Source organism: Pelomicrobium sp. P1, assembly GCF_052805615.1.
Window position 1 is genome coordinate 296,093 of sequence record NZ_JBRBEM010000003.1, and the last position, 22,484, is coordinate 318,576.

25 protein-coding genes, 1 tRNA gene and 1 pseudogene are annotated in these 22,484 nt (G+C 67.5%); 18 read left to right on the forward strand and 9 right to left on the reverse strand.

The features are described from left to right. Positions 1 to 112: 112 nt before the first annotated feature. Positions 113 to 1,582: an amidase gene (locus ACUVYZ_RS05145; RefSeq protein WP_439933594.1), complete on the reverse strand. Its 1,470-nt coding sequence runs from the start codon at positions 1,580 to 1,582 to the stop codon at positions 113 to 115. Between the two features lie 151 nt (positions 1,583 to 1,733). Here ACUVYZ_RS05145 and ACUVYZ_RS05150 point away from each other — a divergent pair, with 151 nt between their 5' ends. From ACUVYZ_RS05150 to ACUVYZ_RS05160, 3 genes are all read left to right on the forward strand, one after another. Next, the gene (locus ACUVYZ_RS05150) at positions 1,734 to 2,879 is read left to right on the forward strand and encodes a TRAP transporter substrate-binding protein (RefSeq protein ID WP_439933595.1); all 1,146 of its coding nucleotides are present in this window, start codon (positions 1,734 to 1,736) and stop codon (positions 2,877 to 2,879) included. Positions 2,880 to 3,094: 215 nt separating this feature from the next. Continuing rightward, positions 3,095 to 3,676 (forward strand): TRAP transporter small permease subunit, encoded by a 582-nt coding sequence (locus ACUVYZ_RS05155; RefSeq protein ID WP_439933596.1) that lies wholly within the window; start codon positions 3,095 to 3,097, stop codon positions 3,674 to 3,676. Next, positions 3,667 to 4,992 carry a TRAP transporter large permease gene (locus ACUVYZ_RS05160; protein ID WP_439933597.1) on the forward strand — a complete coding sequence of 442 codons (1,326 nt, stop codon included), beginning with the start codon at positions 3,667 to 3,669 and terminating at the stop codon, positions 4,990 to 4,992. Before ACUVYZ_RS05155 ends, ACUVYZ_RS05160 begins: the two co-directional genes overlap by 10 nt. A gap of 51 nt (positions 4,993 to 5,043) precedes the next feature. Here ACUVYZ_RS05160 and ACUVYZ_RS05165 read toward each other — a convergent pair whose 3' ends face one another. From ACUVYZ_RS05165 to ACUVYZ_RS05195, 7 genes are all read right to left on the reverse strand, one after another. Further along, positions 5,044 to 5,517: a cupin domain-containing protein gene (locus tag ACUVYZ_RS05165; protein ID WP_439933627.1), complete on the reverse strand. Its 474-nt coding sequence runs from the start codon at positions 5,515 to 5,517 to the stop codon at positions 5,044 to 5,046. A gap of 171 nt (positions 5,518 to 5,688) precedes the next feature. Continuing rightward, the gene (locus ACUVYZ_RS05170; protein ID WP_439933598.1) at positions 5,689 to 6,933 is read right to left on the reverse strand and encodes a MerC family mercury resistance protein; all 1,245 of its coding nucleotides are present in this window, start codon (positions 6,931 to 6,933) and stop codon (positions 5,689 to 5,691) included. Between the two features lie 34 nt (positions 6,934 to 6,967). Beyond that, complete coding sequence (locus ACUVYZ_RS05175) at positions 6,968 to 7,204, reverse strand: anti-sigma factor family protein (RefSeq protein ID WP_439933599.1); 237 nt, start codon at positions 7,202 to 7,204, stop codon at positions 6,968 to 6,970. Between the two features lie 2 nt (positions 7,205 to 7,206). After that, positions 7,207 to 7,860 (reverse strand): RNA polymerase sigma factor, encoded by a 654-nt coding sequence (locus ACUVYZ_RS05180; protein WP_439933600.1) that lies wholly within the window; start codon positions 7,858 to 7,860, stop codon positions 7,207 to 7,209. 186 nt (positions 7,861 to 8,046) lie between these two features. Beyond that, a complete protein-coding gene (locus tag ACUVYZ_RS05185; RefSeq protein ID WP_439933601.1) occupies positions 8,047 to 8,460 on the reverse strand; it encodes an HIT family protein in 414 nt (137 codons plus the stop codon). Positions 8,461 to 8,482: 22 nt separating this feature from the next. Next, positions 8,483 to 9,412 (reverse strand): DMT family transporter, encoded by a 930-nt coding sequence (locus tag ACUVYZ_RS05190; RefSeq protein ID WP_439933602.1) that lies wholly within the window; start codon positions 9,410 to 9,412, stop codon positions 8,483 to 8,485. A 10-nt stretch (positions 9,413 to 9,422) separates the two neighbouring features. Continuing rightward, a complete protein-coding gene (locus tag ACUVYZ_RS05195; RefSeq protein WP_439933603.1) occupies positions 9,423 to 10,916 on the reverse strand; it encodes a helicase HerA-like domain-containing protein in 1,494 nt (497 codons plus the stop codon). A gap of 89 nt (positions 10,917 to 11,005) precedes the next feature. Between ACUVYZ_RS05195 and ACUVYZ_RS05200 the strand changes: the two genes are divergently transcribed. The 15 genes from ACUVYZ_RS05200 to ACUVYZ_RS05270 all read left to right on the forward strand — a co-directional run bounded on the left by ACUVYZ_RS05200 (position 11,006) and on the right by ACUVYZ_RS05270 (position 22,113). Then, a complete protein-coding gene (locus ACUVYZ_RS05200) occupies positions 11,006 to 11,731 on the forward strand; it encodes a YebC/PmpR family DNA-binding transcriptional regulator (RefSeq protein WP_439933604.1) in 726 nt (241 codons plus the stop codon). Continuing rightward, entirely contained in the window at positions 11,728 to 12,258 is a 531-nt protein-coding gene (gene ruvC, locus ACUVYZ_RS05205; protein WP_439933605.1) for a crossover junction endodeoxyribonuclease RuvC, read from the forward strand. Before ACUVYZ_RS05200 ends, ruvC begins: the two co-directional genes overlap by 4 nt. Then, positions 12,255 to 12,833, forward strand: coding sequence for a Holliday junction branch migration protein RuvA (gene ruvA, locus ACUVYZ_RS05210; protein WP_439933606.1), 579 nt, complete (start codon positions 12,255 to 12,257; stop codon positions 12,831 to 12,833). Before ruvC ends, ruvA begins: the two co-directional genes overlap by 4 nt. A 104-nt stretch (positions 12,834 to 12,937) precedes the next feature. After that, positions 12,938 to 13,978: a Holliday junction branch migration DNA helicase RuvB gene (ruvB, locus tag ACUVYZ_RS05215; protein WP_439933607.1), complete on the forward strand. Its 1,041-nt coding sequence runs from the start codon at positions 12,938 to 12,940 to the stop codon at positions 13,976 to 13,978. 37 nt (positions 13,979 to 14,015) lie between these two features. Beyond that, a complete protein-coding gene (gene ybgC, locus ACUVYZ_RS05220; RefSeq protein ID WP_439933608.1) occupies positions 14,016 to 14,450 on the forward strand; it encodes a tol-pal system-associated acyl-CoA thioesterase in 435 nt (144 codons plus the stop codon). 13 nt (positions 14,451 to 14,463) lie between these two features. Beyond that, positions 14,464 to 15,144: a protein TolQ gene (gene tolQ / locus ACUVYZ_RS05225; RefSeq protein WP_439933609.1), complete on the forward strand. Its 681-nt coding sequence runs from the start codon at positions 14,464 to 14,466 to the stop codon at positions 15,142 to 15,144. Positions 15,145 to 15,169: 25 nt separating this feature from the next. Next, a complete protein-coding gene (gene tolR, locus ACUVYZ_RS05230; RefSeq protein ID WP_439933610.1) occupies positions 15,170 to 15,595 on the forward strand; it encodes a protein TolR in 426 nt (141 codons plus the stop codon). Between the two features lie 37 nt (positions 15,596 to 15,632). After that, positions 15,633 to 16,505 (forward strand): energy transducer TonB, encoded by an 873-nt coding sequence (locus ACUVYZ_RS05235; RefSeq protein ID WP_439933611.1) that lies wholly within the window; start codon positions 15,633 to 15,635, stop codon positions 16,503 to 16,505. 34 nt (positions 16,506 to 16,539) lie between these two features. Further along, positions 16,540 to 17,832: a Tol-Pal system beta propeller repeat protein TolB gene (gene tolB / locus ACUVYZ_RS05240; protein WP_439933612.1), complete on the forward strand. Its 1,293-nt coding sequence runs from the start codon at positions 16,540 to 16,542 to the stop codon at positions 17,830 to 17,832. 30 nt (positions 17,833 to 17,862) lie between these two features. Further along, positions 17,863 to 18,411: a peptidoglycan-associated lipoprotein Pal gene (gene pal / locus ACUVYZ_RS05245; protein WP_439933613.1), complete on the forward strand. Its 549-nt coding sequence runs from the start codon at positions 17,863 to 17,865 to the stop codon at positions 18,409 to 18,411. After that, on the forward strand, positions 18,408 to 19,337 hold the full coding sequence (gene ybgF / locus ACUVYZ_RS05250; RefSeq protein WP_439933614.1) for a tol-pal system protein YbgF: 930 nt from the start codon (positions 18,408 to 18,410) through the stop codon (positions 19,335 to 19,337). The genes pal and ybgF overlap by 4 nt, the downstream gene beginning before the upstream one ends. Positions 19,338 to 19,350: 13 nt before the next feature. Then, positions 19,351 to 19,998, forward strand: coding sequence for a 7-carboxy-7-deazaguanine synthase QueE (gene queE / locus ACUVYZ_RS05255; protein ID WP_439933615.1), 648 nt, complete (start codon positions 19,351 to 19,353; stop codon positions 19,996 to 19,998). A 15-nt stretch (positions 19,999 to 20,013) separates the two neighbouring features. Next, positions 20,014 to 20,700: a 7-cyano-7-deazaguanine synthase QueC gene (gene queC, locus ACUVYZ_RS05260; RefSeq protein ID WP_439933616.1), complete on the forward strand. Its 687-nt coding sequence runs from the start codon at positions 20,014 to 20,016 to the stop codon at positions 20,698 to 20,700. Between the two features lie 140 nt (positions 20,701 to 20,840). Then, positions 20,841 to 21,968, forward strand: coding sequence for a YeeE/YedE family protein (locus tag ACUVYZ_RS05265; RefSeq protein WP_439933617.1), 1,128 nt, complete (start codon positions 20,841 to 20,843; stop codon positions 21,966 to 21,968). A gap of 69 nt (positions 21,969 to 22,037) precedes the next feature. Then, positions 22,038 to 22,113 (forward strand) — tRNA-Lys (locus tag ACUVYZ_RS05270). 70 nt (positions 22,114 to 22,183) lie between these two features. On the opposite strand, the pseudogene ACUVYZ_RS05275 reads toward ACUVYZ_RS05270, so the two are convergent. Beyond that, a pseudogene (locus tag ACUVYZ_RS05275) lies at positions 22,184 to 22,465 on the reverse strand (IS5 family transposase); the annotation flags it as partial. Positions 22,466 to 22,484: the final 19 nt, after the last annotated feature.

Consider the following 22,484-nt stretch of genomic DNA (forward strand, 5'->3'; position numbering starts at 1 on the left):
CCTCGGCGGCTTGCTCCAAGAGGGACCGGGCCTCGGCGCGAAGGCGAGGGGCAGTGTGGTATCGCCAGAAACGTGCGGGCGCACCTCCCACTTCAACGCTCCTCGGGGACGGTCAGACATAAGCTTGCGGCCCGCGGGCGATGTGCACCGGCGGCCGTCTTTGATAGAACCGGGTGGCCTCTTCATACGCCGCGGCGATCCGCAGTAGCAACGCTTCCTGGAGCGCGTCGCCGACGAGGTGCAGCCCGATCGGCAGTCCCGCCGCGCTGAAGCCGCACGGCACGGAAACGGCGGGCAATCCGAGAAAGCTGATGGGCAGATTGAATCGGCGAGCGCGATCGTACACCTCGGGGCCAGCGTCGAGGGGCGGCGCTGCCGTCGGCGCCGTGGGCGTGAGCAGCGCGTCCACCTCCCTGAAGATTTCCTTCATCGCCGCGATGCGTTTGGGCCGCTCGGCGAGAAGCTTTTCGTAGGCTTCCCGGGAGATCGTTTCGCCTCGGGCGATGTTCTCGCGCACGATGGGCTCGAACATTTCTTCCTTGTTCTCGATCGCCCGGTACCGGTCGCCCAGGATCTGGTTGAACTCGTAGAACAGGAGGTCGAGCAGGAACGAATGCTCCAGAGAATCGTTCAACACGGGAACCTTGATGACCTTGATCTCGGCGCCCAATTGCGCAAGCTGGTTCACGGCCGCCTGTACCGCGCCCGCCACTTCCGGGTCGATGTCGCGGAAGGTGTAATCTTCGATGATCCCCAGGCGCAATGCCTTCACGCCCTTGTCCAGGTCCGCGGTGTAATCCGCCTTGGGGGCGCGGATCGAGTGCCTGTACCGCGGGTCGTAGCCCGCCATGGCGTTGAGCAGGATCGCGGCGTCGGCCACCGTGCGTGCCAGGGGACCGCCGCAGTCCAGGCTGTAGGCGCGCGGATGGCAGCCGTGCAGGCTCACCAGCCCGAAGGTGGGACGGATGCCTACGATCCCGGACCAGCTCGCGGGGATGCGGATGGAGCCGCCGGTGTCCGTGCCCGTGCCGCCCAGGCACAGGCCGGCCGCGAGCGCCGCCGCCGTGCCGCTGGAGGAGCCCCCGGCCGAGCGGGCGAGGTCCCAGGGATTGCACGTGTCGCCGAAGGCCCGATTGGTTCCCGACGTGCCGGCAGCAAATTCGCTCAGGTTGGTTTTGCCCAGCATCACAGTGCCGGCCGCCCTGAGCTTGCGCACGACTGTTGCATCCTCCCGAGGAACGCGCTGGCGGAACAGCTCCGATCCAACCGTGGTCAGCATGCCCGCCGTGTCATAAAGATCCTTGTGAACGATGGGAATGCCATGGAGCGGGCCCCGGTCCTTGCCTTGCCTGAGCTCGGCGTCCATGGCTTCCGCCGTTGCCAGCGCCTCGTCTTCGGCGACCGTGATGAAGGCCTTGAGCCGGTGATCCAGGCGCGCGATGCCCTCCAGGCAGGCGCGGGTGAGGTTGACCGCCGTCAGCGCGCCCGCGCGCAAGCGGTATGCCGCTTCGGCGACGGTGCCGGGAAGCGGCGACGGCTCGAACGCATCGCCGATGTTTCCGATTTCCCAGGACTTGCTCATTTCCATCCCCTTGCTCTCGTGCCGCGCCCCGTGCGACGGGCGTCCCGGCCCTTCCGCCAGGCCGGTAAAAAGGGTTGCGCGATCCGCAAAGTTTGTCTAACCTGAAAAATGTAAGCGCTTTCTTTAAATAACACCAGGGGGAGGGCAGGGCATGGATAGGCGCGTTAAGCTGATCGGCTTGAGCAAAGCGGCGGCGCTGGCCATGGTGGCGGCGCTGAGCCTATTGATTCACACGCCGTCGACGGCGCTGGCGAAGGAAACCTTCCGCATGCGCATTCAGGCGGCGGTGCCTTCCGGCGCGATGTCCTTCGAGATGCTGGAGGCGTTCGCGCGCCGGGTCGATGTCATGTCCGAGGGGCGGCTGAAGGTGCAGGTCTTCGGCGCGGGCGCCATCGTGCCCTCTCCCCAGATCCTCGACTCGGTCCATCGGGGCATCCTGGAAGCGGGCTTCGCTTGGCCCCAGTACTGGAGCGGCAAGCATCCCGCCACATCCCTGTTCAGCAACACGCCGGTCTGGCCCATGGCCGGATTGGACCAGTTGACCCATTTCGCCTGGATGTACAAGGGCGGCGGGCTGGAGCTCTACCACGAGCTGCTGCAGAACGTCATGGGCGTGAATGTGGTCTCCGTGTTCGTGACCCCCTCGGGCTGGCAGCCCCTCGGCTGGTTCAAGGTTCCGGTGGAGAACATGAAGCAGTTCCAGCGGATCAAGTATCGCTCGCCCCCAGGTCTCGCCGGCGAGATCTTCAAGGAGGCGGGAGTCTCCGCCGTGTTCCTTCCGGGCGAAGAGATCATTCCGGCCGCGGAGCGGGGGGTGATCGACGGCGCGGAATGGATCAATCCCGTGGAGGACATCGCCTTCGGCTTCCACCAGACCTTCAAGCGCTACTACCTCGCCAGCATCCATCAGTTCATCGACGTGGGCGAGATCGTCATCAACAAGGGCTTCTGGAACAAGCTGCCAAAGGATCTCCAGGAGATCGTGCGCACGGCCGCGATGGCGACCATCGTGGACACCTTCGCCAGCGACATCGTGCGCAACGCCGAGACGATCAAGACGCTGCGGGAGAAGCACGGCATCACCGTTTCGCCGACGCCGCCCGACATTCATGCCGGCCTCATGCAGGCCGCCGGCCGCGTCCTGGAGAAGCGCTCGCGGGAAGACGCCTTCTTCAAGAGGGTGGTGGAGTCCCAGCGCAATTTCGCCCTCACCGTCGCGCCGTGGTGGGGCGAAGTGCTGCGCATCTACTTCAGCCTGTCGGAGAACGCGGTCATCCGGCCGCAGGCGCCGAAGTAAGGGGATCGGGACAGGCAAATCGGTCGAGGGCACGGGGCGGACGGGACGGGCGAAACGGCGCGGTTCGAAACAAAGCGCCCGCTCCGGTACCCCCTCGGCGCAGGTGAGTCGTTCGACCGGCGTCAAGGGGCGGGTGCAATTATCCCTGGGATCGGAGCGCTTCCCGCGCCCGGGGCACCGGAGCCTCCCGCCTCCACCCCCGCCAGACCAACCCCATGGAGCAAGCCCTGAACGAAAGAGCGCCCGACAGCGGCGGCCATTCCCCGCCGGAGACGCTGCCGCCCCGGGCGCTGCTGCGCGTCATCCACGCCCTCGACACCTTCGCCGAGCGGACGGGATGGCTCGTTTCCTGGCTGATCGTGCCGCTCGTCGGCGTGATGGTGTTCGAGGTGGTGGCCAGGTACTTCTTCGACGCGCCGACCATCTGGGCCCACGACGCGAGTTTCATGCTCTACGGGGCGTTCTTCATGCTGGGGGCGGCCTACGCGCTGAAGCGGAGGGCCCACATTCGCACCGACTTCCTCTACAACGGCTTTCCGGTCCGCTGGCAGGCCTTCGTGGACACGGTCGCCTACGTGTTCTTTTTCTTTCCCGGCCTCGCCATCTTCCTGTGGTACGGATGGGACTTTTTCTATGACTCCTGGCGCCTCAAGGAACATGCCATCACCAGCCCGTGGATGCCTCCGCTCTACCCCTTCAAGGCGGTCATCCCGGTGACCGGGGCGCTGCTTTTGATCCAGGGGGTCTCGGAAACCCTCAAGAGCATCTACGCCTTGATCAGGGGGAGATGGCTGTGAGCTCGGAAGTGCTGGGCCTGTGGCTGCTCGTCGCCCTGTTCGTGCTGCTCCTGGCCGGCTTCCCCATAGCCTTCACTCTGCTCTTCGTGGCCCTCGTCGCAGGCTACCTCGGGGTGGGCACCGACGCTTTCGGGCTGATGATCGTGCAATTCCAGAGCACGATGGAGGCGTCGACCCTGGCGGCGGTGCCGCTGTTCGTCTTCATGGGGCTCATTCTGGAGCGCGCGGGGCTCATGGAGCGGCTCTTCGGCGCGTTCCGGCTCATGTTCGCCCCCTTGCGGGGCTCCCTTTACTTGGCGGTCCTGGCCACGGCCACGGTCTTCGCCATGGCTACCGGCATCGTCGGGGCGTCGGTCACCGTCATCGGGCTGATGGCGGGCAGGGTGATGCAGAAGAGCGGGTACGATCCCCGACTCTCCGCCGGCGCCATTGCGGCGGGCGGCACGCTGGGCATTCTCATTCCCCCGAGCGTCATGCTCATCGTGATGGGCCCGATTCTGCGCGTGTCCATCCTGGAGCTGTTCGCCGCCGCCGTGTTACCCGGCTTTCTCCTGGCGGGGCTGTTCCTGGTCTATTGCCTGGTGCGCTCACACTTCCAGCCCCACCTGGGGCCGCCGCTTCCTCACGCCGAGCGGGCCCCTTCGGTCGGCTACATCGTCAAGGAGTTCGCTCAGGGCGTGCTTCCCCTTGTCGTGATCATCGCCGCCACCCTCGGCAGCATCCTGGCCGGGCTGGCCACGCCGACGGAAGCGGCCGGCGTAGGCGCCTTCGGTTCCTTCTGCCTGACGCTCGCCTACCGGCGCATGGACTGGCGGAAGTTCAAGGCCGCCATGCTGCAGACGCTGGAGACTTCGAGCGTGGTGCTGTTTCTCATCGCCGCGTCCAATTACTTCGGCGCCGTGTTCTCCATTCTCCAGACCCCGTTCATGATTACCGATGCGTTGCTCGGGCTCGGGGTGCCGCCCACGGTTCTGCTGCTTCTGCTGCTCGCACTCGTTTTCTTCCTGGGGTGGCCTCTGGACTGGGCGCCGATCGTCCTCATCTTTCTTCCGGTCATGCTGCCGGTGATCGCCCAGCTCGACGTCAACATGGTATGGTTCGGCGCCCTGGTGGCGGTCTGCCTCCAGACTGCGTGGCTTTCGCCTCCCGTCGCGCTGGCCGCCTACTTCCTCAAGGGCGTCATGCCCGAGTGGGAGCTCAAAGATATTTACCTGGGCATGCTCCAGTTCCTGGGCCTGCAACTCGTGGGCCTGATGCTGGTGTTCTTCTTCCCCCAGATCGCCCTCTGGCTCCCAGGCGTTCTCTTGGGCCGATAAAAAAAAGACGGCCCGGTGTTCGGGCCGTCCCGATCGGCTAAAGCCGGAGCGTCATTTCTTCCTCGGATCGTCCGCGGGGTTCACGTACTCGATGCCCCAGGGGCCGGTTCCATGGACCTGGATGACGGTCTCTTCCTTGGTAAAGCCGTACATGGGCATCTTGGGAGGCATGATGGCGACCGCCCCGGCGGGCAACGCCGTGGCTTTTTCCGGTGCGAACCGGTCGCCGGCGGCGAAGTACAGCGTTCCCGAGATCACCGTGACCCGCTCGTACGCCGGATGCCAGTGGGGCGCGATCTTGTAGTTGGCGGGGAGCTTGAGCCGGAAAATGAACGGCACCGCCTCGTTCAAGGGCCCCTCAATGACCGCGATCTTGGCCCCGGGTGCCATCGACGCCACATCCGACCAAGTGAACGCGTCGCCCGCCGTGATGAGGTGACCCTCTCCCCGGTACGGGCCCGCCGCCCACGCCCCGGGCACGCCGAATGTGCCCAACGCGAGCGCGATTATCGACAACTTCACCATCTTTAAGCCTTTCATGGCGCCCTCCTCGTGGCGAAAACCACTGATCAACCGCTCAGAGGCCGTTTCCCGGCCCTCCGGCAGACCGTCGGAGAGCGGGCTGGCCGCCTCCATCGCCAGGATCGATTCCGCCACCTCGCCCATGGGACCGATCCGGGACCGTCCATGGTCGGGTCAGGGGGGCATCCTCTTTCCGGCGGCCTCCTCCTGATGGGAAGCGGACAACATCCCATTCCGCCGCCGCAGGCGGAAATCCGCGTAAACCGCCGCGGCGAGCAGGGCGAACCCCGCCAGCTCGATGGCCAGGCTATAAGACCCGTACAGGGCATAACCGATCAGCACGGCGCCTCCGAGGGCCAGGGCCGGCGGCGCCGCGGAACGGTGGCGCCGGTACCCGCCGGCCACCGCCGCCGCCGCGAGGACGGCGAACAGCAGGATCGTCCCGGTCCACGCTCCTTCGTCGATCACCAGCGTCACGCCGAGCAGGGATAGCATCGCCAGGGCCGCCAGCGTGCCGTAGCACGCGGCGAGCGCCAGGGCTAGGGCGAGGACGCCCGCGAGTCCCCGGCGCTCGAGGGAGCGCAGAAGCCGCCGCGGGTCCAGGCGCCGGGCGAGCGCGGCGGCCCTGGACGGACGGCTGCCGCGCTCCATGGCGATCTCGATTGCGCGGGCACCGAAGCGGCGGGCGATCCGGCGAGTCTCCGCGTTGCGGCTGTGGGCGAAGTAGTCGTGCTCTCCCAGGACGCGGACGTCGGCGAACCCGGCGTCGCGGAACAGGTCGAGATAGTCTTCGTCCACGGTCGCGCCGACGACGCATTCCGCCCAAAGCTTGGGGTCGTCGTGGCACTCGGCGTCCACCGGGCGGCCGATGACGATGTCGGCGATCTGCACCCGGCCGCCGGGACGGAGCACCCGGAAGATCTCGGCGACGGCCCGGCGCTTGTCGGGCACCAGGTTGAGCACCCCGTTGCTCGTCACCACGTCCACGCTGGCGTCGGGAAGGGGAATGGCTTCCGCCGATCCCTCGATCACCTGGAGGTTGGCGATGCCCAGGGACGCCACCAGGCGGCGCAGCTTCTGCGCCATGGCGGGGGTCATGTCGAGGGCCCATACCCTGCCCCGGGGGCCGACGATGCGGCTGGCGATGAGGGCGTCCGTCCCCGAGCCGGAGCCGATGTCGAGCACCGTGTCGCCGGGGCGGATGGCATCGGCGCGGAACGGGTAACCCACGCCGGCGAAGGACTCGACCGCGGTCTCCGGGAGCGCTTCGAGGACCTCTTCCGGGTAGCCCACCGCCCGGCACGCGGCACGCCCCACCGGGAAATGGAACGGGCCGCAGGGCTCGGTCGCCACCGCCGTGTACATCTCCCTGACGGCGGCGAGGATGACGTCTCGAGAGTATCCAAAGATGGCGACCATCGATGCCCCTCGTTGACCCGCGCGTCGAGCGCTTCTAGAAGCTGTCGATCAGCGCTTTCAGCCGTCGCTGCAGGCGCTCGGGCGCCTCAGTCGAGGCCGTCTCCCGGGCTAGCGCCTTGAGCCTGCGCTCGAACTGTACGCGGCTGAAACAGCCGCGGCAGATTTCGAGGTGGCGCTCGATCTCGGCGCTCGCCTCGGCGTCCAGCTCCTGGTCGATGTAGGCGAAGAGGTGCCGCAGGACCTCTTCGCAGTTCACGGTTCGCCTGGCCATGTTCATTCCTTGTGCGGCGCCGCCCCGGGCAGAAGCCCGGTGTCGACGGCCTGCTTCCAAAGGGCCCGCTGGAGCAGTCCCCGGGCCCGGCTCAGGCGCGAGCGCACCGTGCCCACCGGCACGTGCAGCAGCTCGGCGGCTTCCGCGTAGGCGTACCCTTCCAGGTCGACCAGCACCACCACGAGGCGAAACTCGTCGGGCAGCGAGTCGATGGCTTTCTCGAGATCTTCCCGCAAGAGCTTGTTGAGCAACGCATGCTCGGGCGTGCCCCACCAGAGGAGAAACGGCTGGTGCAGCTTCTCGAACAGGGAAAACCGGTCCTCGTCGGGCTCCCCTTCGTCACCGGCCGCCTCATCCTCCCACGCCACCTCGCGCTGGCACCGGCGGTGCCGCCAGGTGCTGATGAAGGTGTTGGTGAGGATGCGCATGATCCATTTGCCGAAGCCCAGCGGGTCGCGCAACTCATCGAGATGGGACCAGGCCTTGGCGACGGTCTCCGCGACCAGGTCCTCGGCGTCCGCCGGGTTGCGGGTCAAGCGCAGGGCGACACCGTAGAGCCGATCCGTCAGGCGCCGTATCTCCTTTTCGAAAAAGCGGCGGCGGCCGGCGTCCCGGGACGAGGATTCCTCCGGGGCGGCTTCGCCTGGGTTTGCCATCGCCATCCTCAGTCCGAACGGGTTTCCGTTCGTCCTCCTCCCGCCGCGGCCGTCGCCGCGGGTCAGCATCGCAGGCGACGGGAGATTTTGCCCCCCGACTTCCCGGCCGCGTCCCGTAAGACTTAAAGACGCGTCAGGGCGCGAATCGGTTCCCGCGCGGTTCGGGCGCGGACGCGAGTCGTTCGGCTAGGTCAGCGCGGCGCGGATCTCGCCCGCCATCCGGTCCAGCGCCTCCCGGGGCGGGTTCTGGGTCGGCCAGACGAGCTTGAGCCCGTCGTTGGCGTGGCGCGGCAGCACGTGCAGGTGGAAGTGGTAGACCGTCTGGAACCCGGCCGCCTCGTTGGCCTGGAACAGGTTGAGCCCTGCGCACCCGGTCGCCTTCTTCACCGCCTTGGCGATGCGGGCGGCGACGCGAAAACACTCGCCCGCCAGCGCCTCGTCCAGGTCCAGCAGGTTGCGATGGTGGGCGCGGCTCGCCACGATCACGTGGCCCGGGTTCACCTGCCCGATGTCCATGAAGGCGATCACCGCGTCGTCCTCATACACGATGCTGGCCGGGATTTCCCTCCGCACCAGCCGGCAAAAGATGCACTCCTGCATGGGGTCTCCTCCTCTTCGTGGGCTAAGAGCGGGCGGGCTGCACGCCCGCCTTGAGGCTGAGCAGCAGAACGCCCGCCAGGACCAGCCCCGCGCCCGCGAGCTGGGGCGCGGTGATGGGCTCGCCGAGAAACAGGTTGGCAAGAAAGATGGTGGAAACCGGCCCGATGGCGCCCACCAGCGCGGCGCGGCTCGCCCCGATGCGGCGGATGCCTTCGCTCGTGGCCCACACCGGCAGCACGGTGGAGAGCACCGCCATCAGGAAGCCGTAGCCGTACACCGGGGCGGGCAGCCCCAGGGCGGACCAGGGGTGGGTGAGGGCGAACTGGAGAATGCACAACACGCTCGCCACCGTCATGGCGTAGGCGGTGAAGCGGGCGCTGCCCAGCCGGGTGATGACCTGGCCGCCCCACACCAGATAGATGGCGTAGGAAAGGGCGCTGCCGAAGACCAGCAGGCTCCCCAGGGCCGTTTCGGCCGCGTTGCCGGCGAGCCGCACATGGTCGGCGAAGACCAGCACGATGCCTCCGTAGGAGAGCGCCAGGGCCGCCACGTGCATCCGGGTCACCGGGAGCTTCAGGGCCAGGGCGGAAATAGCGAGCACCATCGTCGGATAGAGGAACAGGATCAACCGCTCGAGCCCCGCGGAGATGTATTGCAGCCCGAGGAAGTCCAGGTAGCTGGCGAGATAATAGCCGAGGAAGCCGAGGCCTAGGATCGCTCCCCAGTCGCCGCGTTCCATGGAGTAGCCCGGGTTGCGCCCGGACAGGAGCGCCATGAGCACGAAAAAGGGCAGCGACATCAGCATCCGCAGGGCGAGGAGGGTCACGGCGTCCACCGGGTAGGCGTAGGCGAGCTTGATCAGGATCGCCTTGCCCGAGAAGCCCACCGCCCCGACGGCCGCGAGCAGCGCACCGGTAGCACCCGAGCCTTCGCTCCGCGGCGGCGCAGCCATCTGCACCCCTTCAGCGGCGGCGCCGGGTGCCCCCCAGGAGCCCGCCCAGCACTCCCCGCAGGAGCTGCCGGCCCAGCTCCGCGCCAACGGTGCGGGCCGCGCTCTTCACCATGGCCTCCAACGCCGACTGGCGCCGCCCGGCTCCACCGCCGAACGCTTTGTCCAGCAGCCCGCCCAGGCTTCCTTGCTCCTCTGGCTGGGAGGGCTCTCCCGCGCCCGCCGTTGCCTGCCCGGCGCGGGCCTTGAGCACCTCGAAGGCCGACTCCCGATCGACAGTCTTCTCATAGCGCCCGTAGAGGGGGGAGGCGCGGATCAATCGTTCCCGCACCTCGGGCGCGATCGGGCCGATGTGGCTCGCGGGCGGCACGATGAAGGCCCGCTCCGTGACGCCGGGGCGGCCTTTCTCGTCCAGCAGGGACACCAGCGCTTCGCCCACGCCCAGCTCGGTGATGGCCTGTTCCAAATCGAGGGCAGGGTTCGCACGCATGGTGGTGGCGGCGGCCCTGACCGCCTTCTGGTCCCGGGGCGTGAAGGCCCGCAGGGCGTGCTGGATGCGGTTGCCGAGCTGGCCCAGCACCCGGTCGGGCACATCCAGGGGATTCTGGGTGACGAAATACACGCCTACGCCCTTGGAGCGGATCAGCCGCACCACCTGCTCGATCTTGTCCAGCAGCGCCTCGGGGGCGTCGTCGAAGAGGAGATGGGCCTCGTCGAAGAAGAACACCAGCCGGGGCTTTTCCGGATCGCCCACCTCGGGCAGGTTCTCGAACAGCTCCGAGAGCAGCCACAGGAGGAACGCGCCGTAGACCCGGGGCGCGTTCATGAGCCGCTCGGCGCCCAGGATGTTGACCACTCCCTCGCCCCCCTCGGTGCGCATCAGGTCCTGGATGTCCAGGGCCGGCTCGCCGAAGAGCGCCTCGGCTCCCTCTTGCTCCAGGGCGAGTAGAGCGCGCTGGATCGCCCCGACGCTGGCGGCGGAGACGTTGCCGTACTCGGTGACGAAGCGCCGGGCGTTCTCGCCCACGTGGGTGAGCAGGGCCCGCAGGTCCTTCAAGTCGAGGAGCAAGAGCCCCGCGTCGTCGGCGATCTTGAAGGCCAGGGTGAGGACGCCTTGCTGGGTGTCGTTGAGGCCCAGCATGCGCCCGAGGAGCAGGGGGCCCATCTCGGAGACGGTGGCGCGCACCGGATGGCCCTGGCCGCCGAAGACGTCCCAGAAGGCGACCGGGCAGCCGCGGTACTCGAAGCCCTCGAGCCCCAAGACCGCGAGGCGCTCCTCCACCTTCTTGTTCCCGCCCCCGGGCTGGCTCAGGCCGGAGATGTCGCCCTTCACGTCGGTGAGGAACACGGGCACGCCGATGCGGCTGAAGCCTTCCGCCAGCCTTTGCAGCGTCACCGTCTTGCCCGTGCCCGTGGCCCCAGTGATGAGGCCGTGGCGGTTCCCCATCTTGGGCAGGAGGGACAGCTCGTGCCGGGCGTTCTTGGCAACCAGGATGGGATCGGCCATGGAGGATCCTTTCCGGCTTTCGGGGCGGGCGTTCGCAATGGTACCATTAGCCGATTCAAAACAGCGAATTGCGCGAGCTTCCGCAGGTCATGGCAGGTCACAGCAAATGGGCGAACATTCGCTTCCGCAAGGAACGGGCTGACGCGAAGAAGGGTAAGGTCTTCACTCGTCTCATCCGGGAGATCACGGTGGCCGCTCGGGAGGGCGGGGGCGACCCGGCCGCCAACCCCCGGCTGCGGCTCGCTATCGACAAGGCCTTCGAGCACAACATGCCCAAGGAAAACGTCGAGCGAGCGATCAAGCGCGGCACCGGCCAGCTCGAAGGGGCGGAGTACGAGGAGGTGCGTTACGAGGGCTACGGGATCGGCGGCGCGGCGGTGATGGTGGATTGCTTGACCGACAACCGGACGCGCACCGTGGCGGACGTGCGCCACACCTTCACCAAGCACGGCGGCAACCTGGGTACCGACGGCTGCGTCGCTTATCTGTTCAAGCACTGCGGCCAGCTCGTGTTCGCCCCCGGCACCGACGAGAACCGCCTCATAGAGGCGGCGCTGGAAGCGGGCGCCGAAGACGTGATCGTCAACGACGACGGGAGCCTGGAAGTGATCACCGCGGTGGCGGATTTCGACGCGGTCCGGAAAAAGATCGAGGCGGCGGGGCTCAAGCCGGAAGTGGCGGAAGTGACCATGCGTCCCGTCACCGAGGTGGAGCTCAGGGGGGAAGACGCCGCCCGCATGCGCAAGCTGCTGGACGCGCTGGAGGCCCTGGACGACGTCCAGGAGGTGTACACCACCGCGGTGCTCACCGAGTGAAGGGCGGCACCCGCATCCTCGGCATCGACCCCGGGCTCCAGGTCACGGGATTCGGCATTCTCGACAAGGCGGGACAGAAGCTCGGCTACGTGACGAGCGGCTGCATCCGCACCCCGGACGGGGAGCTTCCGGGGCGGCTCCGGGCCATCCTCGAAAGCCTAAGCCGGGTGATCGGCGAATACCGGCCCCAGCAGGTGGCGGTGGAGGAGGTGTTCGTCAACGTCAATCCCCGCTCCACCCTGCTCCTCGGCCAGGCGCGGGGGGCGGCCATCTGCGCCTGCGTGACCCACGGGCTGCCGGTGGCCGAGTACACGGCGCTGCAGGTGAAGCAGGCGGTGGTGGGCAACGGCCACGCGCGTAAGGAACAGGTGCAGGAGATGGTGAAGCGCCTGCTCCACCTTCCCGGCCCGCCCAGCGCGGACGCGGCCGATGCCCTGGCCTGCGCCATCTGCCACGCTCACGGCGGCATGGGGCTCGGGAGGCTGCCCACCGCCGGCTACCGGGTGAGTCGGGGGAGGCTGCGATGATCGGCCGCATCAGCGGCATCCTGGTGGAGAAGCACCCGCCCATGGTGCTGGTGGACGCCCACGGCGTGGGCTACGAGATCGACGTGCCCATGAGCACCTTCTATCAACTGCCCGCCACCGGCGCCCAGGTGACGCTCTTCACCCATCTGGTGGTGCGGGAGGACGCCCACCAGCTCTTCGGCTTCTGGACCGTTCAGGAGCGCCGCACCTTCCGGCAACTGCTGAAGATCGCCGGCGTCGGCGCGCGCACGGCCCTGGCGGTTCTCTCCGGCCTTTCGGTGCAGGAGTTGAACCAGGCGGTGGCGAGCCAGGACGCCGGGCGCTTGACCAGGATCCCCGGGATCGGCAAGAAGACCGCGGAGCGGCTGCTGCTGGAGCTCAGAGACCGGCTCAAGGCGGAGGCCGGCGCCGCCGGCGAAGCGGCGGGCCTGTCGCCGGGCGGCGACATCCTCAATGCGCTCCTAGCCCTGGGCTATAATGACCGCGAAGCTCAGTGGGCCGTGGGGCAGCTTGATGCAAGCCTCTCCGTGGCCGACGGCATCCGGCAGGCGCTCAAGCTGCTTTCGAAGGCGTGAAAAGAGCGGGGAGTGATGGGTGAGGAGAAGCAATCGCGCAACCGAGGAAGGGTAGAACCGTTCTCGCTCCCCGCCCCGCGCCGCTCGCTTTCCCCCGCTTTTGCATGATCGAGACCGATCGCTTGATTTCCGCCGCGCCGGCATCTCCCCAGGAGGAAGCGTTCGAGCGGGCGCTGCGGCCCAAGTTACTCCAGGAGTACGTGGGCCAGGCGAAGGTGCGCGAGCAGCTCGCCATCTTCATCGAGGCCGCGCGCAGCCGCGCCGAAGCCCTGGACCACGTGCTGCTGTTCGGACCTCCGGGGCTGGGCAAGACCACCCTGGCCCACATCATCGCCAAGGAGATGGGGGTGAACCTGCGCCACACTTCGGGACCCGTGCTGGAGCGGCCCGGGGACCTGGCGGCGCTGCTCACCAACCTGGAACCTCGGGACGTGCTGTTCATCGACGAGATCCACCGCCTCTCTCCCGTGGTGGAGGAGATCCTGTATCCGGCGCTGGAGGACTTCCAGATCGACATCATGATCGGGGAGGGACCGGCGGCGCGCTCGGTGAAGCTGGACCTGCCCCCGTTCACCCTGGTGGGAGCCACCACCCGCGCCGGGATGCTGACCAATCCGCTGCGCGACCGCTTTGGCATCGTGGCCCGGCTAGAGTTCTATACGCCCGAAGAGCTCGCGACAATCGTGCTGCGTTCGGCGGGGCTGCTCGGCGTGGCGATCGACCCGGAGGGGGCCTTCGAGATCGCCCGCCGCTCCCGCGGCACGCCCCGGGTCGCCAACCGGCTGCTGCGCCGGGTGCGCGACTTCGCCGAGGTCAAGGCCGACGGCCGGGTCAGCCGGGCCGTAGCGGACGCGGCGCTCAAGATGCTGGACGTGGATCCCCTGGGGCTCGACCTCATGGACCGCAAGCTGCTCCTCGCCGTCATGGAGAAGTTCAGCGGCGGCCCCGTGGGACTGGACAACCTGGCCGCGGCCATCGGGGAAGAGCGCGACACCATCGAAGACGTACTGGAACCTTTCCTCATCCAGCAGGGCTATCTCAAGCGCACGCCCCGCGGGCGCATGGCCACCGTGGCTGCCTACCGGCACTTCGGCCTGGGGCTGCCGCGCAACGCTTTGACCGGGGATCTGTGGAACGAGCAATGATCTGGCGCGAAAGGACGCGCGGCCGCGGGACGGGCGCATGAGACCTGCGGCGGCGCCGGAGCCGGAGCCGAGCCGGCCGGCTTTCTGCCTCCCTTTGCGCGTGTATTACCAGGACACGGATGCCGGCGGCGTCGTCTATCACAGCCGCTACCTAGACTTCCTGGAGCGGGCCCGCTACGAGTGGTTGCGGGAGGCCGGTTTCGGGCTACGGGAGCTGGCGGAACGGCTGAAGATCGTCTTCGTCGTGCGCTCCCTCTCCATCGAGTTCCGTCGCCCGGCGCGCCTCGACGACCTGCTGCACGTGACCGTGCGCCTCGACCAGGTGGGACGCAGCCGCGTGCCCGTGACGCAGGAGGTGAAGCGCGACCACGAGATCCTCGCGGAGGCGATGGTGGAGCTCGCTTGCGTCGATGCTCGCACCCTCAAGCCCGCGAGCCTGCCGCCCGAGCTCCGCCGGGCCATCGTACGTTAGAGGAAAAAAACGAATGCAAGTGACGCCTGATCTTTCCCTGGTGGGCCTGATCGCCAACGCCAGCCTCGTCGTGCAACTGGTGATGGCCCTGCTGCTGGCCGTCTCCCTCATGTCCTGGTGGTACATCTTCCGCAAGCTCTTCACCATCCGCCGCGCCCGGGAGCAGGCCGACGAGTTCGAGAAGGAGTTCTGGAGCGGAGTGGATCTCACCACCCTGTACCAGGCGGCGGTCAACGCCCGGCACTCGGGCGGGAGCTTGAACCGCATCTTCGAAGCTGGCTTCCGCGAGTTCACCAAGCACAAGTCGCGCCCCGGCATGAACGTGGAAGCGGCCATGGAGGGCACGCGCCGGGCCATGCGCGCTACCTACCAGCGGGAGATGGACCGGCTGGAGGCCCACATGGCCTTCCTCGCCACCGTGGGCTCGGTGAGCCCCTACGTGGGCCTGTTCGGCACCGTGTGGGGCATCATGAACGCCTTCCGGGGCCTCTCCAACGTGGTCTCGGCCACCTTGGCCCACGTGGCCCCCGGCATCGCCGAAGCGCTGATCGCCACGGCGATGGGCCTGTTTGCCGCCATCCCGGCGGTGGTGGCCTACAACCGCTACGCCCGGGACATCGACAAGCTGGCCACCCGCTACGAGAGCTTCATGGAGGAGTTCTCCAACATCCTCCAGCGCCAGGCCCACGTTTAGTCCGGACACCGAGGAGACAGTCCCCATGGCCTTCGAACGCCGCTCTTCCCGGCGCCTGATGAACCAGATCAACGTGGTGCCCTATATCGACGTCATGCTGGTGCTGCTGGTGATCTTCATGGTGACGGCGCCCCTCATCAACCCCGGCCAGATCGAGCTGCCCCAGGTGGGCCGGGCGCTCGCCCCTTCCACCGCCCCAGTGGAGGTAATCGTGCGCAAGAACGGGGCGCTGGCGGTGCGCGACCGCAACGAGCCGGGGGCGCCCCGGGACATCACCCGGGGAGAGCTGGTGGAATTGCTCCGCCAGAAGCAGGCCCGCAACCCCGAGCAGGCGGTGGTCATCGCCGGGGACAAGGACGCCCGCTACGAGGAGGTGGTCAAGGTCCTGGACCTGCTCCAGTCCCAGCAGGTGAAGCGGGTGGGGTTGCTCGCCAAGCCCGCGAGCCTTTGAGCGCGGAAGCGTCCGGGACAGCCGGGGGAACCCATCCATGGCGGAGGCGGTCGCAGGCCCTGAACCTGCCATGCTTTCCAGGCCCGATCCCGAGACTTCCGAACGGGAACCGGGGAAAGTGCGCGCCGCGCTGCTCGCCTTCGGCGTGCACCTCCTGTTCCTGGTATTTCTCATGGCCGGCGTGAGCTGGCGGGCGGAGCCGCCTGCCCCGGTCCAGGCGGAGCTCTGGGCGGGCCTGCCGCCCCAGCCGGCGTCCAAGGTGGAGGCGAAGCCGGAGCCGCCCCCCGTGCCCAGGCCGGAGCCGAAGCGTGAGCCCAAGCCCGAGCCCAAACCGGAGCCCAAGCCGGCGCCGGCCAGGGCGCCCGAAAAGCCGGACATCGCCCTCAAGGAGAAGCAGGAACAGGAGCGCCGGAAGAAGGAGGAGGAGCGCCGGCGGCTAGAAGAGGAAAAGCGCAAGCAGGCGGAAGCCGAGCGCAAGCGGCAGGAGGAGCTGGAGCGGCAGCGGGAAGAGGAGCGGCAAAGGGCCCTGGAGGAGCAGGTGAAGCGGGAGATGGCGGCCCTGGAAGCAAAGCGGGCCCAGCAGGAGGCCGCCGCCCGGGCCGAGGCCCAGCGGCTGGCCGCCATCGCCAGCCTGCGGGACGAGTACATCCACAGGATCCGGGAAAAGGTCAAATACAATATCGTGATGCCTCCGGCGGTGCCCCACGATGCGGAGGCCGTGTTCGAGGTGGTGCTCCTGCCGAGCGGGGAAGTCTTGAGCGCGCGGCTCACGAAGACGAGCGGGGTGCCCGCCTACGACTCGGCGGTGGAGCGGGCGATCAAGAAGTCGGAGCCCCTGCCCCTGCCGCCGGACCCGGCCCTGTTCCCCCAGTTTCGAACCCTCACCCTGAAGTTCCGCCCGGCGGAATAGGTTTGTCGAACTGTCTGATACAATTCGGAGTTACATGAAGCCAGCCGTTCGTTCGATCCTTTTGCTTGGACGGCTCGCGCTCCTGGCCCTGCTCGTGGCGGCCAGTCTTCCGGCGCGGGCGAACCTCACCATCGAGATCATCGGCGGTGGGGCGACCCAGATCCCCATCGCCGTGGTGCCCTTCGCCCGGGAGCCGATCCTGCCTCAATCCGTCACTGAGGTGGTAGGGGCGGATCTCGCGCGCAGCGGCCTGTTCCGCCTGGTGCCGCCCGGCAACAACCGGCCGTCGGAGCCGAGCGAGGTGCTCTACCCGGAATGGCAGTCCCGGGGGGCGGAGGCCTTGGTGATCGGCTCGGTCGCGCCGCTCCAGGACGGCCGGTTCGAGATCCGTTTCCGCCTCCTGGACGTGCTCAAGCAGCAGCAGATCGCCGGATTCACCTATACCGTGAGCCCGGCCCAGCTGCGCTTGACCGCCCACCGCATCGCCGACGAGATCTACGAGCGGCTGACCGGCGACAAGGGCGTGTTTTCTACCCGCGTTGCCTACGTGGTGCGCCAGGGCAAGCGCTACGAGCTGCAGGTGGCGGACGCGGACGGCTTCAATCCCCAGACGGTGGCGGCGTCCAACGAACCCATCATCTCCCCGGCTTGGTCTCCGGACGGCACCCGCCTCGCCTATGTGTCCTTCGAGAACCGCAAGCCCATCGTCTACGTCCAGAACCTGCTCACCGGGCAGCGGCGCGTGTTGGCCAACTACCCCGGCTCCAACAGCGCTCCGGCCTGGTCCCCGGACGGCAGGCGCCTGGCGGTGGTGCTGACCAAGGACGGCATCTCCCAGATCTATCTCATCAACACCGACGGCACGGGGCTCAAGCGGCTCACCCATTCGGGCGCGATCGACACCGAGCCCAGCTTCTCGCCGGACGGGGAGTGGATCCTGTTCACCTCGGACCGAGGCGGCAGCCCCCAGATCTACCGCATCGCCGTGAACGGCGGCTCCACGGTGCGCTTCACCTTCGAGGGCGACTACAATGTGTCGCCCCACTACAGCCCCGACGGCAAGAGCTTCGTTTTTATCACCCGGCGCGCCGGCCGCTTCAACGTGGCGGTCCAGGACATGGTGACCGGCCAGGTGCAGGTGCTCACCGATTCGCGCCTGGACGAGTCCCCCACCTTCGCCCCCAACGGCAGGATGATCCTCTACGCCACCGAGGCGGGGGGGCGCGGGGTCCTCGCCGCGGTATCCAGCGACGGGCGTGTGCGGCAAAGGCTTACGGTCCCCGCGGGCGACGTGCGAGAGCCGGCTTGGGGTCCCTTTGTTCAATAATCTAAACCTGATCTGAGAAGGAGAGACGCGATGATGAAGAAGACCGCTTTCACCCTTGTGCTCGCTGGATTGCTGGCCGGTTGCGCCAGCACGCCCCTCGAGGAGCAGAAGCCCGCCGCGGTGGAGGAGCGGGCGCCGGGCGCCCAAGCCCCCGGAGCCGCGGCCCAGCCCGGCACCACCGACACACGGCCCCTGGGCGGCGCCGCGGTGGCCGCGGATCCCCTCAAGGATCCCAGCAACATCCTGTCCAAGCGCAGCATCTACTACGACTTCGACAGCTTCCTGGTGAAGGACGAGTACAAGCCCATTGTCCAGGCCCACGCCAACTACCTGCGGCAGAACGGGGATCGCCAGGTGATTCTCCAGGGCAATGCCGACGAGCGCGGCAGCCGGGAGTACAATCTGGCCCTGGGTCAGAAGCGCGCCGAGAGCGTGAAGAAGATGATGGAGCTCCTGGGCGTGAGCGGCTCGCGCATCGAAACGGTGAGCTTCGGCGAGGAGAAGCCCCGTTGCACCGAGCAGACCGAGGCCTGCTGGGCCCAGAATCGCCGCACCGACATCGTCTATCGAGGTGAATGACCGTGATGCCGATGGGCCGTGATGCTCGTGCCGCCCGCCGATCCCGGGCGGCGTGGACGGCCGTCGCGCTGGCCCTGTGGGCCACCAGCGCCGGCGCCGGGCTGTTCGAGGACACCGATGCGCGCAAGAAAATCCTGGAACAGCAGCAGGAAATCCGGGAGCTCCAGGCGCGCAATGGGGCGCTCATGGAGCGCATCCAGAAGCTCGAAGAACAAGCGCAACAGAAACCCCAGGGACTGCTCGATCTCTACGCCCAGCTCGAGCGGCTCAACGCGGAGCTCGCCAAGCTGCGGGGCCGGATCGAGGAAGTCGCTCACGCCGTGGACCAGAACGCCAAGCGCCAGCGGGATTTCTACGTGGACCTGGACAACCGGCTGCGGCGGCTCGAGCAGCCCACCCCCGTCGGGGCGGCCGGGGCGCTGCCCGGCGCCGCCACACCCACGGGAGAGCCGGCGGCGGCAGGTCCTGGGACGAGCCCTGCCGCTTCGGCGCTGCCGCCGGTGGCCGGGGCGCCCGCCCCAGCGGTGGCTTCCCCCGCCCCGGTGGATCCGGCGGCGGAGCAACGGGCCTACGAGTCCGCGTTCACTCTCTTCCGCCAGGCCAACTACCCGGCGGCCATCGCGGCCTTCAACAATTTCGCCAAGACCTACCCCCAAAGCCCCTTGGCGCCGAGCGCCCTGTACTGGGTGGGCAACGCCTACTACGCGATGGGCGACTTCAAGAACGCCATCGCGGCCGAGCAGCGCATGATCGCCGCCTATCCCACCGCCCAGAAGGTGCCCGATGCCCTGCTGGTGATCGCCAGCAGCCAGCAGGAACTCAAGGACACGGCGGCGGCGAAAAAAACCCTGGAGGAACTGGTGCAGAAGTATCCTCTGACGGAGGCGGCGGAAAAGGCGAAGCGACGGCTGGCCAGCCTGCGGTGATCCCGCCCCTGCAGTGACCCCTCCTCGGCTGCGCGTTACCGAGATCTTCCACTCCCTCCAGGGGGAGACCAGCCGGGTGGGCCTTCCCACCGTATTCGTGCGCCTGACCGGCTGCCCCCTGCGCTGCGTCTGGTGCGACACCGAATACGCGTTCTACGGCGGAACGCTCATGACCATTCCCGAAATCCTGGAGGCAGTGGGCGGCTACGGGACCCGGCGCGCGTGCGTGACCGGGGGCGAGCCCCTGGCCCAGAAGGCGTGCCTTGCGCTTCTCACGGCCTTATGCGATGCGGGGTACGAGGTGTCCCTGGAAACGAGCGGCGCCCTGGATGTGTCGGCGGTGGACCCGCGCGTCGCCAAGGTGATGGACCTGAAGGCGCCCGGGTCGGGGGAGGAGGCCAAAAACCGCTGGGAAAACCTGGCCCACTTGACGCCCCGGGACGAGCTCAAGATCGTGCTCGCCGACGAGGCCGACTACCAATGGGCGAAACGGGTCCTGGCCGAGCGCCGGCTGGCCGACCTCTGCCCGGTGCTGTTCTCCCCGGTCTACGGCCGCCTGGATCCCGCCCGGCTCGCCGAATGGATCCTGCGGGACCGCATCCCGGTGCGCCTGCAGATCCAGTTGCACAAACTGCTCTGGGGTGAGGCGCCGGGCCATTGAGGGGGAACGCCTGCGGTGGCTCAAGCCGGGAAAAAAGCGGTAGTGCTTCTCTCGGGCGGGCTCGACTCCGCCACGACCCTCGCCATCGCCCGAAGCGAAGGCTACGACTGCTACCCATTGAGCGTGGACTACGGCCAGCGGCACGCCGCCGAGCTGGAAGCCGCCCGCCGCGTCGCCCGCTCCTTAGGTGCCCGGGCGCTCAAGACGGTGAAGCTGGACTTGACGGTCTTCGGCGGCTCGGCCCTGACCGACGCCTCCATTCCCGTCCCGGAGGCGCCGAGCGAGGGCATTCCGGTCACCTACGTTCCGGCCCGTAACACCATCCTGCTGGCGCTCGCCCTCGCCTACGCCGAGGTGCTCGGGGCCCAGGACCTCTTCATCGGCGCCAACGCCATCGATTATTCGGGCTATCCCGACTGCCGGCCGGAGTATCTGCAGGCGTTCGAGGCCCTGGCCAACCTGGCCACCAAGGCGGCGGTGGAGGGACGGCGCCTCACCCTCCACGCGCCCCTGGTGCACCTCTCCAAGGCGGAGATTATCCGACGGGGCGCCGCCCTGGGGGCGGATTACGCCCTCACGGTCTCCTGCTACCAGGCCACCCCGGAGGGGCTCGCCTGCGGGCGCTGCGACGCGTGCCGCCTGAGGCGGGCGGGCTTCGAGGCGGCGGGGTTGCCGGACCCCACCCGCTACCAGCCGGGCTGAACCGCCGTCCATCGAACGGAGTTATGGCCGCGCGAATTTTTCTGATGGCTACAGAACGGCCATCTTATTAGAATTTTTCCAATTACTACTTAATTGGCCGGCGCGACAGGTCACGGGCCGGCCCCATTGGAGGGGCGATCATGGAATTCACCATTCACCATCAGGTCCTGCTAAGCATTTTCGTGATCGCCGCGATCATGGGGGCGGTGGTCTACAAGACCAATTTCTGCACCATGGGAGCGGTTTCCGACTGGGTGAACATGGGGGACACGGGGCGCATGCGCGCCTGGGTGTTCGCCATGGCCGTCGCCACGCTGGGGGTGCTCCTGATGGAGACGTCGGGCCTCGTGAACCTGTGGCAGGACACCTTCCCTCCTTACCGGACCGCGAACTTCGCCTGGCCCCGGTACGTCCTCGGGGGGCTGCTCTTCGGCATCGGCATGACGCTCGGCAGCGGCTGCGGCAACAAGACCATGGTGCGGGTGGGAGGCGGTAACCTGAAGTCCCTGGTGGTGCTGGCGGTCGCCTCCCTGGGCGCCTACCTCATGATGTGGACCTCCTTTTATGAAAAGGTCTTCCACCCCTGGGTGGAGCCCCTCACCATCGATCTGGCCAAGTACGGGGTGGGGAGTCAGGAAGTGGCCACGGTGCTCGCCGGCATGGTGGGGCTCGAATCCGCCGGCGCCGGCCATCTGGTGATCGGCTTCCTCGTGGTGGCGGGGATGCTCGCCTTCGTCTTCAAGTCCCCCGACTTCCGCGGAAGCTTCGACAACGTGCTGGGCGGGGCGGTGGTGGGCCTGGCCATTGTCGCCGGATGGTTCATCACCGGCGGTCCCATCGGGGAAAAGTGGAAAGAAGCCGCCCAGATGGCGATCGAAATCCCGAGCCGGGTGCAGACCCAGTCCTACACCTTTGTGAGCCCCATGGGCGACGCGGTGCGCTATCTCCTGGAGCCCACCAATTTCGCCCTGGTCAATTTCGGCCTCATGACCCTGACGGGGGTCATCTTCGGAGCGTTTCTCTACGCGGTGGCAAGCCGCAGGTTCCGCATCGAGTGGTTCGCTTCGTTCAAGGACTTCGCGAACCACGTGGTGGGCGGCGCCCTCATGGGCGTGGGCGGCGCCCTTTCCATGGGCTGCACTGTGGGCCAGGCGATCACCGGGATTTCCACATTGGCCATTGGCTCCTTCATCACCTTCTTTTGCATCGTGATCGGCGCCGCCGGCACCATGAAGTACCAGTACTGGCGCATGATGCAGGAGGCCTGAGGCGCGCGGTTTCTCCCGGCGCTTTCCTTGACGGAAAAAGCGCGCCGCCAGTAAAATGCGCGCTTTTTCGGGCGGTTAGCTCAGCCGGTAGAGCAGCGGACTTTTAATCCGTTGGTCCGGGGTTCGAATCCCCGACCGCCTACCACGAATCAATGGCTTGCGAGTCTTTCGCGGCCTATCATGTCTAATATCTGACAAACTGTCTAGAACCTATCTCAAAATTGCCTTAGCAGCATGGTGATACACGCTAACTGCACGAAACCCAGGAAGTTTGCGGCGTAGTATTCCCAGCGAACCAAGAGGCGGCGCTTCCATTGCAACCAGGCAATGAACCTCTCCACGATCCAACGCCGCTCGTAGCGCCGCAGCCGTCGCCCGTCCTGGGTCTCGAGCTTGCGGTTGGAGCGATGCGGCGCAATGAGCTCCACGCCCTCCTTCTTCAGCTCTTGGTCCAGGGTGTCGCTGTCGCAGGCGCGATCACCAATCAAGATTCTCGGGCTTTGCTTCGATCATGTA

Coding starts and splice junctions, on each gene's coding strand:
- ACUVYZ_RS05175 (WP_439933599.1), bottom strand. CDS start 7,204: ATGGCCAGGCGAACCGTGAACTGCGAAGAGGTCCTGCGGCACCTCTTC.
- tolB (WP_439933612.1), top strand. CDS start 16,540: ATGAAGCCAGCCGTTCGTTCGATCCTTTTGCTTGGACGGCTCGCGCTC.
- ACUVYZ_RS05195 (WP_439933603.1), bottom strand. CDS start 10,916: ATGGCCGATCCCATCCTGGTTGCCAAGAACGCCCGGCACGAGCTGTCC.
- ACUVYZ_RS05165 (WP_439933627.1), bottom strand. CDS start 5,517: ATGGTGAAGTTGTCGATAATCGCGCTCGCGTTGGGCACATTCGGCGTG.
- ruvB (WP_439933607.1), top strand. CDS start 12,938: ATGATCGAGACCGATCGCTTGATTTCCGCCGCGCCGGCATCTCCCCAG.
- ACUVYZ_RS05180 (WP_439933600.1), bottom strand. CDS start 7,860: ATGGCAAACCCAGGCGAAGCCGCCCCGGAGGAATCCTCGTCCCGGGAC.
- ACUVYZ_RS05155 (WP_439933596.1), top strand. CDS start 3,095: ATGGAGCAAGCCCTGAACGAAAGAGCGCCCGACAGCGGCGGCCATTCC.
- ACUVYZ_RS05265 (WP_439933617.1), top strand. CDS start 20,841: ATGGAATTCACCATTCACCATCAGGTCCTGCTAAGCATTTTCGTGATC.
- ACUVYZ_RS05235 (WP_439933611.1), top strand. CDS start 15,633: ATGGCGGAGGCGGTCGCAGGCCCTGAACCTGCCATGCTTTCCAGGCCC.
- ruvA (WP_439933606.1), top strand. CDS start 12,255: ATGATCGGCCGCATCAGCGGCATCCTGGTGGAGAAGCACCCGCCCATG.
- ACUVYZ_RS05190 (WP_439933602.1), bottom strand. CDS start 9,412: ATGGCTGCGCCGCCGCGGAGCGAAGGCTCGGGTGCTACCGGTGCGCTG.
- tolR (WP_439933610.1), top strand. CDS start 15,170: ATGGCCTTCGAACGCCGCTCTTCCCGGCGCCTGATGAACCAGATCAAC.
- ybgF (WP_439933614.1), top strand. CDS start 18,408: ATGACCGTGATGCCGATGGGCCGTGATGCTCGTGCCGCCCGCCGATCC.
- ACUVYZ_RS05185 (WP_439933601.1), bottom strand. CDS start 8,460: ATGCAGGAGTGCATCTTTTGCCGGCTGGTGCGGAGGGAAATCCCGGCC.
- ACUVYZ_RS05150 (WP_439933595.1), top strand. CDS start 1,734: ATGGATAGGCGCGTTAAGCTGATCGGCTTGAGCAAAGCGGCGGCGCTG.
- tolQ (WP_439933609.1), top strand. CDS start 14,464: ATGCAAGTGACGCCTGATCTTTCCCTGGTGGGCCTGATCGCCAACGCC.
- pal (WP_439933613.1), top strand. CDS start 17,863: ATGATGAAGAAGACCGCTTTCACCCTTGTGCTCGCTGGATTGCTGGCC.
- ybgC (WP_439933608.1), top strand. CDS start 14,016: ATGAGACCTGCGGCGGCGCCGGAGCCGGAGCCGAGCCGGCCGGCTTTC.
- ACUVYZ_RS05170 (WP_439933598.1), bottom strand. CDS start 6,933: ATGGTCGCCATCTTTGGATACTCTCGAGACGTCATCCTCGCCGCCGTC.
- ACUVYZ_RS05160 (WP_439933597.1), top strand. CDS start 3,667: ATGGCTGTGAGCTCGGAAGTGCTGGGCCTGTGGCTGCTCGTCGCCCTG.
- ACUVYZ_RS05145 (WP_439933594.1), bottom strand. CDS start 1,582: ATGAGCAAGTCCTGGGAAATCGGAAACATCGGCGATGCGTTCGAGCCG.
- ACUVYZ_RS05200 (WP_439933604.1), top strand. CDS start 11,006: ATGGCAGGTCACAGCAAATGGGCGAACATTCGCTTCCGCAAGGAACGG.